Origin of the sequence: Arthrobacter sp. OAP107, from assembly GCF_040546765.1 — a bacterium.
Taxonomy (GTDB): Bacteria; Actinomycetota; Actinomycetes; order Actinomycetales; family Micrococcaceae; genus Arthrobacter.
The window spans coordinates 3,465,932-3,479,022 of sequence record NZ_JBEPOK010000001.1 but is presented as its reverse complement, the minus strand read 5'-3'; the positions used below and the strand labels follow the sequence as shown (position 1 = coordinate 3,479,022).

Sequence of the window (13,091 nt, the reverse complement as noted above, 5' to 3'; positions counted from 1 at the left end):
TTCCGTGACTGAGCGTATTGTTCTGGCCTACTCCGGTGGCCTTGATACTTCCGTAGCCATCGGCTGGATCGGCGAAGCCACTGGTGCCGAGGTCATCGCCGTGGCGGTCGACGTCGGACAGGGAGGCGAATCGCTGGAGACCATCCGCCAGCGCGCCCTCGGCTGCGGCGCCGTCGAAGCGTACGTTGCTGACGCCTCCGACGAGTTCGCCAACGAGTACTGCGTGCCCACGCTGAAGGCCAACGCCCTCTACCAGGGCCACTACCCGCTGGTCTCCGCGATTTCCCGCCCGGTCATCGTCAAGCACCTGGTCAAGGCCGCCCGCGAATTCGGCGCCACCACCGTGGCCCACGGCTGCACCGGCAAGGGCAACGACCAGGTCCGCTTCGAGGTGGGCATCCAGACCCTCGGCCCGGACCTGAAGTGCATCGCGCCGGTCCGGGACCTCGCGCTGACCCGCGACAAGGCCATCGCCTTCGCCGAGGAAAAGGGCCTCCCGATCGAGACCACGAAGAAGAACCCGTATTCGATCGACCAGAACGTCTGGGGCCGCGCCGTCGAAACCGGCTACCTCGAGGACATCTGGAACGCCCCCACCAAGGACATCTACGACTACACCGCTACACCGGAATTCCCGCCGGCACCGGACGAGGTCACCATCTCCTTCGAAGCCGGCGTTCCGGTAGCGATCGACGGTGTGAAGGTCACCCCGCTGCAGGCCATCAAGGAACTGAACCGCCGCGCCGGCGCTCAGGGCGTGGGCCGCATCGACGTCGTCGAGGACCGCCTGGTGGGCATCAAGTCCCGCGAAATCTACGAAGCACCGGGTGCCATGGCGCTCATCACCGCGCACAAGCACCTCGAGGACGTCACCATCGAGCGCGAGCAGGCCCGCTTCAAAGCCACCGTTGGCCAGCGCTGGGCCGAACTGGTGTATGACGGCCAGTGGTTCTCCCCGCTGAAGCGCTCCTTGGATGCCTTCATCGAAGACACCCAGAAGTACGTCTCCGGTGACATCCGCATGGTGCTGCACGGCGGCCAGGCGATCGTCAACGGACGCCGCTCCGAGACCTCGCTCTACGACTTCGACCTCGCCACCTACGACACCGGCGACACGTTCGACCAGTCCATGGCGCGGGGCTTCATCGAGCTGTGGGGCATGTCCGCCAAGGTTGCCTCCGGCCGCGACATCCGCGTCGCAGGCCAGTGATGGAGGAGCTGGGCCCACGGGCGCAGGGGTCCCCGGCCGAGCGAAGCGAGGTTGGGGCGCGCTCCGGGACCAACGAGGGTGCGCTCTGGGGCGGCCGGTTCGCCGGCGGTCCCGCCGATGCCCTTGCGGCGCTGAGCAAGTCGACGCACTTCGACTGGCGGCTGGCCCGCTATGACATCGCCGGTTCCAAGGCGCACGCCCGCGTGCTGCACAAGGCCGGGCTGCTGGATGCCGCCGAACTCGAAGGCATGCTCGCGGCCCTGGACCAGCTGGATGCGGACGTCGCCTCGGGCGCCTACGTTCCGGCGGAATCCGATGAGGACGTGCACGGTTCGCTGGAGCGCGGCCTGATCGAGCGCGCCGGGACCCAGTTGGGCGGCAAGCTCCGGGCAGGGCGTTCACGCAACGACCAGGTGGCCACGCTCGGCCGCATGTTCCTGCGCGACCACGCCCGGATCATCGCCCGCGGCGTGCTGGCCACCATCGACGCGCTGGTGGAGCAGGCAAAGGCACATCGCGGCGTGGCCATGCCGGGCCGCACGCACCTGCAGCACGCCCAGCCCGTCCTGCTCAGCCACCACCTCCTGGCCCATGCCTGGGCGCTGCTGCGCGATGTGCAGCGGCTGCAGGACTGGGACAAGCGTGCCGGCGTTTCGCCGTACGGTTCCGGTGCCCTCGCCGGCTCGTCACTGGGCCTTGACCCCGAGGCAGTTGCCGCGGACCTGGGCTTCTTCTCCGCCGTCCACAACTCGATCGACGGCACCGCTTCCCGCGACGTCTTCGCCGAGTTCGGCTGGGTGGCCGCGATGATCGGCGTCGACCTGTCCCGGATCTCGGAGGAAGTCATCTTCTGGGCCACCAAGGAGTTCTCCTTCGTCACGCTGCACGATTCCTACTCCACGGGATCGTCCATCATGCCGCAGAAGAAGAACCCGGACGTGGCCGAGCTGGCCCGCGGCAAGGCCGGCCGGCTGATCGGCAACCTCACCGGCCTGCTGGCCACGCTCAAGGGCCTGCCGCTCGCGTACAACCGCGACCTGCAGGAGGACAAGGAGCCGGTGTTCGACGCCGCCGACACGCTGGAGCTGCTGTTGCCGGCTGTCTCGGGCATGATCGCCACGCTGAAGTTCAATGCCGAGCGAATGGAATCGCTGGCCCCGCAGGGCTTTGCGCTGGCCACGGACATCGCCGAGTGGCTGGTCCGTCAGGGAGTGCCCTTCCGCGAGGCGCACGAACTGTCCGGCGCGGCCGTGAAGCAGGCCGAAAGCCGTAACGTGGAACTGTGGGACCTGACGGACGAGGAGTATGCCGCCATTTCGGAGCACCTCACGCCGGAGGTCCGCAGCGTCCTCAGCACGGAAGGCTCGCTCAACAGCCGGAACTCGCAGGGCGGCACGGCGCCGGCCGCCGTTGAACGCCAGCTCGCTGCGCTGGAAGGCGAGCTCAACGGCGTCCGCGGGTACGCGGGATAGCCAAAAAGCAAAGATTGGGCCCCCGCGTGGAAGATGCCACGGCGGGGGCCCGCGCCGGGGAGGGTCCCGCCTGAGCTTGCGAAGGCAGGGAACCGGCGGGGAGCGTTTAGGATTGCGGCATGACCGCGATCACACCTGACACTTTGCTCGCCGAGCTCCACAAGGCGGCCGACGCCGTTTCCGCCCAGGCCGCCAAGCTCACCGAGGCTGACGTCCCGGCTGAGTCGGCCCTGCCGGGCTGGACCCGCGGGCACGTCCTCGCGCACATCACCGGCATCTCCAACGCGATGGCACGGCAGCTCGAATACGCCGCACGCGGCGAAACCGTGGAACTGTACGACGGCGGCTATGAGGGCCGCACGAAGGCCATCGACATGAGCGCCGGACATGCGCTGGAACAGCACCGCGCCGACCTCGACTCGGCGCTGCAGCGGGCCCTGCGTGCCTTCGATTCTCTCGATGCCGTTGACACAGATGCAGGTGACCCGGATGCCGGTGAGGCGGCTGCCGGCGCCGGGGGCTGGAGCGCACCCATTTCCTACCGCGGGGGAGTGGTGCTGGACGGCGGCTTCGCGCTCTGGCGCGAGCTGGTGATTCACGCGTCCGACCTCAACACCGGCCGCGGCCCGGAAACGTGGAGCAGGCAGTTCTGCGAGCACCTGTTCACGTTCCTTGCCGCGCGCGTGCCCGAGGACCAGAAGCTGGTGCTGCAGCCGCTGGGCTTGCCGCGCGTGACGATCGGGACCGGCGGCCGCTCCACGGTGGTCAACGGAATGGTCACGGACATCGCCGCGTGGCTCGCCGGACGGGAACCGTCGCTGGGGAGCCTGCGTGCCTCGGCCGCTGCCGACGGCGTCGACCTGCCGGACCTCCTGCCCTGGCCATCCGGGGTTCCGGCGAACTAGCGCCTGGCCCCAAACCACAGCAGCCAAACAGCGCGGCTGGTTCAGCTGCCGGTTCAGCTGCTGGTTCAGCGCGCGGCGAGGCCCTGCCTTTCGCGGGCCAGCAGGCTTTCCTTGATCCGCAGCCCCCAGCGGAATCCGCCCATCGTGCCGTCCGTGCGGACCACGCGGTGGCATGGAACGAACAGCGCCGCGGCGTTGAACGCACACGCGCTGGCGGCGGCCCTGACTGCCTTGGCGTTGCCGGACAGCTCAGCATATTCGGTGTAGGTAACCGGCGCCCCCGGGCTGACGGTACGCAGCACGTCCCAGGCATGGGCGCGGAACGGGCCTGATTTCTGCAGGACAGGAACGCTCATGGCCGGAGCCGGATCACCCGCGTAGAAGGCGTCCACGGCCGCGGAAATCGGGCCGAGGTGCTCCACCGGTTCGTAAGCGTCCGGCAGCAGCTCCGGATGGATTTGTCCGGTGAGGTCCTGGGTGTCGGCCGTCCAGCCGGAGGCGAGCACCACGCCGTCGCGGGCGATGATCGTGAACGGCCCGTCCGGCGTGGGCATGGTGAGGAGCTGGGCTTTCATTGCACTGTCACTTTCATCGCACTGTCACTTTCATCGCATTGTCATTTTCGTTGTCTGCACCCCGCGGGCGCCGGGTCCTGGATGCGGCCGCTGCTGACCGCCAGAGATGCATGGTGGCGTATGAACGCCAGGGGCTGACTTCGCGGAAGTCAGAGGACGGAAAGCCCGACGACGGTGCGGTGCCACGTCCACTGCTGCCGGTTATTGGGCTGGCGCCGCCGGGCAGCGCCCGGATTCCGTTGCGTACCGCGGCGTCGTTGGCGAGGAAGACGTCCGGCGCGCCGATGACCCGCATGGCCACATATCCCACCGTCCACGGCCCGATGCCCGGCTGCGGGAGCAGCTTGGCGGAAAGGCCAGGCAAATCGTCACCGTAGCCAAGGTCCAGCGTGTTGTCAGCCAGTGCCGTGGCCACGGCCAGCAGCGACTCCGTCCTGCGCCGCGGGCCACGCAGCAGTTCCGAGCCGGCCTCGGCGATCTGCGTCGGCGAGGGGAACAACCGGGAAAGCCCGTCGCCCGCGGCCGTGCTGGGACTGCCTGCCGCGGCCAGTTGCGTGAGGGCCGTGCGCGCGGCAGCCACCGTGATCTGCTGGCCGACCATGGCCCGGATGAGCAGTTCCTGCGGATCCAGGGCCCCCGGCAGGCGGATCCCCGGCGCTGCCGCCACGGATGCCGCCAGCCGGGGATCGGCGCTGAGCGCGCCGTCGATGGCGACGGGATCGGCGTCGAGGTCAAAAAGCCGGCGGACCCTGCTCAGCAGGGCCGGCAGATCCCGGAGGTCCACCGCGCCGATGGTGAGCACCAGCGGCCGCCGGTGCGGCCCGCCGTCGTACTCCAAAATTCCGCCCTTCAAACTTCCACCCGCGCCGCCGTTGCCCGCGCCGGTGTACTCCACGCTGAACCGCGCGTCCCCGTGCGGGAGCCGCAGTGTCCGGGCGTAGGACGTTGCGGCCCCGGCCTCGATCCCGGGAATGGCGCGGACTGCGAGGAAGCTGAAGACGCCGGGGTCGAACGGCTCGCGGTAGGGGAGGGCCAGCGTGAGCGACGTGCTGGCGGGCGCAGACGGATGGTGCCGGGCGGTGCTGCGCAGGGCGGTCGGCGTCATGTCGAACACCTCGGCCACGGTCTCGTTGAACTGGCGGACGCTGCTGAATCCCGCGGCGAAGGCGACGTCCGCAAGCTTCATCCCCGTGGACACCAGCAGCGTGCGCGCAGTCTGCGCCCTGCTGGCTCGGGCCAGGGACAGGGGACCTGCGCCGAGCTCATGGCTGAGGATCCGGTTCAGCTGGCGGGACGAATAGCCAAGCCGCGCGGCCAGCCCCTCAACGCCGTCGCGGTTGATCACGCCGTCGTTGATCAGGCGCATGGCCCGGCCCGCAATATCCGAGCGCAGGTTCCAGGCCGGCGTGCCCGGCACGGCCTCGGGCAGGCAGCGCTTGCACGCGCGGTACCCGGCCTCGTGGGCGGCGGCCGAAGTCTCATAGAAGGTGACGTTCTCCGCCTTGGGCGTCCTCGCCGGGCACGACGGCCGGCAGTAGATGCCCGTGGTACGCACCGCCGTAAAGAACTGCCCGTCAAAACGGGTGTCCCGCGCATCGATGGCGCGGTAGCGCTGCCAGAAGTCCATGACTCCATCCTGCCAGCCGCCAGGGGCCCGAGCTAGCGGAAATCGGACATGACCGTGGAGTGGCTCCCGGGCATTAGTTCCGGACACCAGGGGCTTCGGTAAAGTCGGGGCATGACCACCAGCGGCCCTGTGCGGCAGTTCCTGTCCGGCGATGCCCGCGAAATAGCCCCGCTGCTTCTTGGCGCCGTCCTGACGCACAACAGCGCGGAAGGTCCCGTGGCCGTGCGGATCACCGAACTCGAGGCCTACATGGGCCCGGTCGATTCACTGCACCCTGACCCCGGGTCGCACACCTACCGCGGCCCCACTCGTCGGAACGCCCCGATGTTCGGTCCGGCCGGGCACCTCTATGTCTACTTCACGTACGGCATGCACTACTGCGCCAACATCGTTTGCGGCCCGGCCGGCCACGCCTCGGCCGTCCTGCTGCGCGCCGGTGAGATCGTGGAAGGCAGGGAACTGGCCCTCGCGCGGCGGCCGGCGTCGAAAGCCGCCAAGGACCTGGCCAGTGGACCCGCCCGGCTGGCCACAGCGCTCGGGCTGACTACCGAGGACAGCGGGCGGGACGCCCTGGCCCCTCCATTTGGCCTGGTGTTGCCGCCGGCCCCCGCCGCCCACGTCAGCACCGGGCCACGGGTCGGCGTCGCCGGGCACGGCGGCACACACGATTATCCATGGCGGTTCTGGCTGACGGGCGACCCCACCGTGTCGCGTTACAAGGCGGCGAAGGCGCGTGCGCCGCGGGCGTAGGTGCCTTCGCCGCGGGCGTAGGCTGGACGGGTGAATCAGAGCGAACAAGCCCCTGGCCCCAGGCCCGTCCCCGTGGACGAACTCATCACGGGCCTATGCGCGACCGTTCCGGACTACCCGAAACCCGGAATCACGTTCAAGGACCTCACCCCTGTCTTCGCCGACGGTCCTGCGTTCCGGGCAGTCGTCGATGCGCTCGTGGAACCCTTCAAGGGACAGTTCGACGCCGTGGCCGGCGTCGAGGCACGGGGCTTCCTGCTCGCCGCCGCCGCGGCCTACGCCACCGGCAAGGGCGTCGTGACCGTGCGGAAGGCCGGAAAGCTGCCGCGCGAGGTTTACTCCGAGGACTATGCCCTGGAATACGGCAACGCCACCCTGGAACTTCACACCACGGACCTGGCCCGCGGCAGCCGGGTGCTTATCCTCGACGACGTCCTTGCCACGGGCGGCACGCTCGGCGCAGCCGCCCGCCTGTTCGAACGCTGCGGTGTCCACGTCTCAGGCGTGGGCGTGGTGATGGAACTCGGCGAGCTGCGCGGCCGCTCCGCCCTGGCCGGACACCGCGTGCGGTCGCTGCTGCGCCTCTGACCGCCTCTGACCAGCGGGCTTGTCGGTGGGCGGCAGGGCCGCGCCGTCAGATAACCTGCTTTAAGCAGCTCAACAGCCGCCACGTCAGCCGAAAAGGTTATAGAATGGACGGTCTGTCTTTTGCGATAGGGGAACGATGCACGACGCCGATTTGGCCCACGAACGGGACTATGTAGCCGGTCTGTATGCCCGGCTTGATGAACTGCGCGAGGAAAAGCGCGCCCAGCTGGCCCAGGTGCGCCGCGCGGGAGCAGTCGGCACCATGCAGAACGTCTCCGAACGTGACGCCTTCGCGGCCCTGTACGAGGACCGCCTCGCCCAACTTGACGCCGTCGACGACCGCCTCGTGTTCGGCCGGCTGGACCTGGACTCCGGCGAGGCGCAGTACATTGGCCGTATCGGGCTCACCACCGAGGACCTCGTCCGGCTCATGGTCGACTGGCGCGCGCCCGAGGCCGGCCACTTCTACCAGGCAACCGCCTTTGACCGGCAGGGCGTGCGCCGGCGCCGGCACCTGATCCTGCAGGGCCGCGAGGTCAAGGCCATCGAGGACGACGTCCTGGACGCTGACATGCTTTCCGACGCCGACTCGCTGCAGGGCGAGGGTGCCCTGCTGGCCGCGCTGAACTCCAAGCGCACCGGCCGCATGTCGGACATCGTGGGCACCATCCAGTCCGAGCAGGACCGCATCATCCGGTCCTCCATCTCCGGCGCCCTCGTGGTCCAGGGCGGGCCGGGCACCGGCAAAACCGCCGTGGCCCTTCACCGGGCCGCCTATCTGCTCTACACCCACCGCGACCGGCTGAAGTCCGCCGGCGTGCTGCTGGTGGGCCCGTCGTCGTCCTTCATGAAATACATCGAACGCGTCCTGCCGTCGCTGGGTGAAACCGGCGTAGTCATGGCCAGCCTCGGCCGGCTCATGCCCGGCATCAACGCTGTACCGGAGCAGGAAGCGGATGTCGCCGCCATCAAGGGCAGGCTGGAGATGGCCGAGGTCATCGCCAACGCCGTGGCCAACCGGCAGCGCATTCCGGCCGAAAACCGGATCCTGGAAGTCGACGGCCGCAAGCTGACCCTCACGCCCCGTCAGGTCCGGCGTGCCCGCGAACGCGCGCGCTCCACCGGCAAGCCGCACAACGAGGCCCGCGTCACGTTCGTCAAGATCCTGCTCCGCGAACTGACGGAGCAGATGACCGAGCTGGTCGAGGCCGGCAACATCGGCAACAACGCCGACCGCTCGTACCTCGCCGAGGACGTGCGGACGGCCCGCGACGTGCGCGTCGCGCTCAACCTGTGCTGGATGCCGATGACGCCCGAGAAGCTGGTGGGCGAGCTCCTCAGCAAGCCCGCACTCCTCGAAGCCTGCACCCCTGGCCTCACCGCCAGGGAACGCGAGCTGCTGCTGCGGGCCCCCGGTGCCCCGTGGACCGAGGCAGACGTCCCGCTGCTCGACGAAGCAGCGGAGCTTCTGGGCGAACTGGATCCCGCGGCAGGCCGCGGCCTCGCCCAGCAGGAGCAGGACCGGGCCCGCGCCCTGGCCAACGCCTGGCAGACCCTGGTCAACATGGAGTCTGCCGGCGTCGACGTGCTGATGTCCGCCGAGGAACTCGTTGAACAGAACGAGGAACGCGAGGCCCGCCTGACAGCTGCCGAGCGTGCCACCAGCGACCGCACGTGGGCCTTCGGCCACATCGTCGTCGACGAGGCACAGGAACTGTCGCCGATGCAGTGGCGGCTCCTGGTCCGGCGCTGCCCGCTCAAGTCCTTCACCATCGTGGGCGACATCGCCCAGACCAGTTCCGTGGCCGGCGCGAAGTCCTGGCAGGGGGCCCTCGCCCCGATGTTCGGAGACCGCTGGCAGCTGGAGGAGCTGACGGTGAACTACCGGACGCCGTCGCAGATCGCCGAAGCGGCGGCGCGCATGGCCAACGCCGCCGGCCTGGTGGTTTCCGCCCCGAAGGCCGTTCGGGAGGGCCGCTGGTCGCCCATTATCGACCGCGTGGAGCGTGGCGGACTGGTAGGTCGGCTGCTGGAGGTCCTCCCCGAGGAGCTCGAAGCGCTCGACGGCGGTCTGCTCGCCGTGATTGCCGACGGCGACCTGCTGCGGGAAGCCACCGTGGCGCTGCGTGCCCAGTACGGTTCCCGGCTGGGCACGGGTGCCGGCAGCTATGAACAGGACGTGGTGGTCATCAGCCCGCGGGAGGCCAAGGGACTTGAGTTCGACGGCGTCGTGGTCCTGGAACCGAGCGCCATGCTGAACCACGAGCACGGCAGGGTGGGCGATTTGTACGTCGCCATGACCCGGCCCACCCAGCGGCTTCGGCTGATCGCGGCCGCGGACGTACCGGCAGGCATCGAGCGTTAGGGTCCAGGGGAGGCCCGGCCGCTCGCGGCCCGGGCCGCCTCCTGCCCTTTCTCGGGGGTCGGCGTGGCGCTGATCCTGCTAACTTAGAAGGCGTGTCACAACTAAACGACCTCGAATCCCAGCAGAACGACCCCAGCTTCGCCAACATCTGGCAGGAGCTCAAATGGCGCGGCCTTGTCCACGTCTCCACCGATGAGGTGGAACTGGAAAAGCTCCTCGCCGGGGAACCGGTCACGTATTACTGCGGATTCGACCCCACGGCGCCGAGCCTCCACCTGGGAAACCTGGTCCAGCTCCTCCTGATGAGGCGCCTCCAGTTGGCCGGCCACAAGCCGCTGGGCCTCGTGGGCGGTTCCACCGGGCTGATCGGCGATCCGCGTCCGACGGCGGAACGCACCTTGAACACGAAGGACACCGTTTCGGAGTGGGTTGGTTACCTGCAGGCCCAGGTCCGCCGCTTCCTCAGCTTTGACGGCGCCAACGCCGCCCGGATGGTCAACAACCTCGACTGGACCGCGCCGCTGAGCGCGATCGACTTTCTCCGCGAGGTCGGCAAACACTTCCGCGTGGGTACGATGTTGCGAAAAGACGCCGTGGCTTCCCGCCTCAGCTCTGAGGAAGGCATCAGCTACACGGAGTTCAGCTACCAGATCCTGCAGGGCATGGATTACCTCCAGCTCTACCGTGACTACGGCTGCATGCTGCAGACCGGTGGATCCGACCAGTGGGGCAACCTCACCAGCGGCACCGAACTCATCCGCAAGGTGGAGGGTAAGACGGTCCATGCACTGGGCACTCCGCTCATCACCAACGCTGACGGCACCAAGTTCGGCAAGAGCGAGGGCAACGCCATCTGGTTGGATTCGGCCATGGTCAGCCCGTACACCTTCTACCAGTTCTGGCTGAACACAGCCGACGCGGATGTTGTGGACCGGCTGAAGGTGTTCACCTTCCTGACCCGGGCCGAGATCGAGGAAATTGCCGCGGCTGTGGCCGAGCGCCCGTTCGCCCGCGAAGGCCAGCGGAAGCTTGCCTACGAGGTGACGGCGCTGGTTCACGGAGCCGAAGCCACTGAAAAGGTCATTGCTGCTTCCGCGGCTGTTTTCGGCAACGGCGATCTTTCGGTGCTCGATGAGCAGACGCTGGCAGCGGCGACGGCCGAACTGCCATCCGCTTCAGTGGACGGAACGGGCCTCGGCATCATCGACCTGCTGGTTGCCTCGGGGCTGTCGGACAGCAAGTCCGCCGCGCGCCGGGTGGTCGGCGAGGGCGGCGCCTACGTCAACAACGCCAAAGTCACAGATCCGGACGCGGTGATCGCCCCGTCCCAGCTGTTGCACGGCAAGTACCTGCTCCTCAGACGCGGCAAGAAGAACCTGGCCACGGTTCAGGTGTCTGGCGCCTAGCACCGGATCCGACAAAATGCACGCTCCTCCGCAGCCGATTTGCACCGCCGCGGGGGAGCGTGTAATGTCTTCTGAGTCGCCGCCGCTGAGTGGTGACAAACCCCCTTCACTAAGAAGCAATTCTTCAACTACGAACGTGTTTGAAGAAAAAGCTTCGCTTGGTGCTGGGCGGATTCATTCAATGAAGTGAATACCGGGTGAATAACCCGGATTTGCAAAGTGAAAATGAATGAAATAAGCTAGAAACATCGCAGCGAAGAAATGCGAAATGCGAATTCCAAAAATCAATTGGAAATAATTTCGATAAGTATTCGAATGTGTCTGTTGTTTGAGAACTCAATAGTGTGCCAAGTTTGTTGATACCGATTTTTTATGGATTGGTTGATTGTGCCGGGCTGCCCACCCCCGTGGTGTGGCCTGGTGTTTTTGGCTGGTTTCAAATTTTGTGCAGCCGTTGTCCCTGTTATTTCCGGGGGTGGTGGTTGTGTCTGTTTTTCTTCAACGGAGAGTTTGATCCTGGCTCAGGATGAACGCTGGCGGCGTGCTTAACACATGCAAGTCGAACGATGGTCCGGTGCTTGCGCCGGGGATTAGTGGCGAACGGGTGAGTAACACGTGAGTAACCTGCCCTTGACTCTGGGATAAGCCTGGGAAACTGGGTCTAATACCGGATATGACTCCTCATCGCATGGTGGGGGGTGGAAAGCTTTTTTGTGGTTTTGGATGGACTCGCGGCCTATCAGCTTGTTGGTGAGGTAATGGCTCACCAAGGCGACGACGGGTAGCCGGCCTGAGAGGGTGACCGGCCACACTGGGACTGAGACACGGCCCAGACTCCTACGGGAGGCAGCAGTGGGGAATATTGCACAATGGGCGAAAGCCTGATGCAGCGACGCCGCGTGAGGGATGACGGCCTTCGGGTTGTAAACCTCTTTCAGTAGGGAAGAAGCGAAAGTGACGGTACCTGCAGAAGAAGCGCCGGCTAACTACGTGCCAGCAGCCGCGGTAATACGTAGGGCGCAAGCGTTATCCGGAATTATTGGGCGTAAAGAGCTCGTAGGCGGTTTGTCGCGTCTGCCGTGAAAGTCCGGGGCTCAACTCCGGATCTGCGGTGGGTACGGGCAGACTAGAGTGATGTAGGGGAGACTGGAATTCCTGGTGTAGCGGTGAAATGCGCAGATATCAGGAGGAACACCGATGGCGAAGGCAGGTCTCTGGGCATTAACTGACGCTGAGGAGCGAAAGCATGGGGAGCGAACAGGATTAGATACCCTGGTAGTCCATGCCGTAAACGTTGGGCACTAGGTGTGGGGGACATTCCACGTTTTCCGCGCCGTAGCTAACGCATTAAGTGCCCCGCCTGGGGAGTACGGCCGCAAGGCTAAAACTCAAAGGAATTGACGGGGGCCCGCACAAGCGGCGGAGCATGCGGATTAATTCGATGCAACGCGAAGAACCTTACCAAGGCTTGACATGGACCGGACCGCCGCAGAAATGTGGTTTCTCCTTTTGGGGCCGGTTCACAGGTGGTGCATGGTTGTCGTCAGCTCGTGTCGTGAGATGTTGGGTTAAGTCCCGCAACGAGCGCAACCCTCGTTCCATGTTGCCAGCACGTAGTGGTGGGGACTCATGGGAGACTGCCGGGGTCAACTCGGAGGAAGGTGGGGACGACGTCAAATCATCATGCCCCTTATGTCTTGGGCTTCACGCATGCTACAATGGCCGGTACAAAGGGTTGCGATACTGTGAGGTGGAGCTAATCCCAAAAAGCCGGTCTCAGTTCGGATTGGGGTCTGCAACTCGACCCCATGAAGTCGGAGTCGCTAGTAATCGCAGATCAGCAACGCTGCGGTGAATACGTTCCCGGGCCTTGTACACACCGCCCGTCAAGTCACGAAAGTTGGTAACACCCGAAGCCGGTGGCCTAACCCCTTGTGGGAGGGAGCCGTCGAAGGTGGGACTGGCGATTGGGACTAAGTCGTAACAAGGTAGCCGTACCGGAAGGTGCGGCTGGATCACCTCCTTTCTAAGGAGCACCTACAGTCTTTCCGGCCCGTGTATGCGGGTGTGGTGGGGTTGTCAGGAGTAAAGGCCCGTTGCGCAGACGGTTGTTCTGCGGCGGGTGCTCATGGGTGGAATATCAGCAAATAGGTGCCTGGTGGCACGGACCGGTGGTTAGTACGGATCCTTCGT

At 66.3% G+C, this 13,091-nt stretch carries 9 protein-coding genes and 1 rRNA gene; 8 read left to right on the top strand and 2 right to left on the bottom strand.

All coding sequences use genetic code 11. The features are described from left to right. Positions 1-4 precede the first annotated feature (4 nt). The 3 genes from ABIE00_RS15980 (at position 5) to ABIE00_RS15970 (ending at position 3,587) form a co-directional block, all read left to right on the top strand. Entirely contained in the window at positions 5-1,210 is a 1,206-nt protein-coding gene (locus ABIE00_RS15980; RefSeq protein ID WP_354261743.1) for an argininosuccinate synthase, read from the top strand. Next, complete coding sequence (argH, locus tag ABIE00_RS15975; RefSeq protein ID WP_354261742.1) at positions 1,210-2,682, top strand: argininosuccinate lyase; 1,473 nt, start codon at positions 1,210-1,212, stop codon at positions 2,680-2,682. Before ABIE00_RS15980 ends, argH begins: the two co-directional genes overlap by 1 nt. 119 nt (positions 2,683-2,801) lie before the next feature. Beyond that, entirely contained in the window at positions 2,802-3,587 is a 786-nt protein-coding gene (locus tag ABIE00_RS15970) for a maleylpyruvate isomerase family mycothiol-dependent enzyme (protein WP_354261741.1), read from the top strand. Between the two features lie 65 nt (positions 3,588-3,652). Here ABIE00_RS15970 and ABIE00_RS15965 read toward each other — a convergent pair whose 3' ends face one another. Together ABIE00_RS15965 and ABIE00_RS15960 are read right to left on the bottom strand one after the other, a co-directional pair. After that, positions 3,653-4,162 (bottom strand): methylated-DNA--[protein]-cysteine S-methyltransferase, encoded by a 510-nt coding sequence (locus tag ABIE00_RS15965; RefSeq protein WP_354261740.1) that lies wholly within the window; start codon positions 4,160-4,162, stop codon positions 3,653-3,655. 13 nt (positions 4,163-4,175) lie between these two features. Next, positions 4,176-5,789 (bottom strand): DNA-3-methyladenine glycosylase 2 family protein, encoded by a 1,614-nt coding sequence (locus ABIE00_RS15960; protein ID WP_354261739.1) that lies wholly within the window; start codon positions 5,787-5,789, stop codon positions 4,176-4,178. A gap of 111 nt (positions 5,790-5,900) precedes the next feature. Between ABIE00_RS15960 and ABIE00_RS15955 the strand changes: the two genes are divergently transcribed. The 5 genes from ABIE00_RS15955 (at position 5,901) to ABIE00_RS15935 (ending at position 12,924) form a co-directional block, all read left to right on the top strand. Further along, positions 5,901-6,539 carry a DNA-3-methyladenine glycosylase gene (locus tag ABIE00_RS15955; RefSeq protein ID WP_331575184.1) on the top strand — a complete coding sequence of 213 codons (639 nt, stop codon included), beginning with the start codon at positions 5,901-5,903 and terminating at the stop codon, positions 6,537-6,539. Between the two features lie 30 nt (positions 6,540-6,569). After that, on the top strand, positions 6,570-7,127 hold the full coding sequence (locus tag ABIE00_RS15950) for an adenine phosphoribosyltransferase (protein WP_331575183.1): 558 nt from the start codon (positions 6,570-6,572) through the stop codon (positions 7,125-7,127). Between the two features lie 136 nt (positions 7,128-7,263). Further along, on the top strand, positions 7,264-9,492 hold the full coding sequence (locus ABIE00_RS15945; RefSeq protein ID WP_354261738.1) for a HelD family protein: 2,229 nt from the start codon (positions 7,264-7,266) through the stop codon (positions 9,490-9,492). A 92-nt stretch (positions 9,493-9,584) separates the two neighbouring features. Continuing rightward, positions 9,585-10,898 (top strand): tyrosine--tRNA ligase, encoded by a 1,314-nt coding sequence (gene tyrS / locus ABIE00_RS15940; protein WP_354261737.1) that lies wholly within the window; start codon positions 9,585-9,587, stop codon positions 10,896-10,898. A 498-nt stretch (positions 10,899-11,396) separates the two neighbouring features. Further along, positions 11,397-12,924 (top strand): 16S ribosomal RNA (locus ABIE00_RS15935). Positions 12,925-13,091 lie beyond the last annotated feature (167 nt).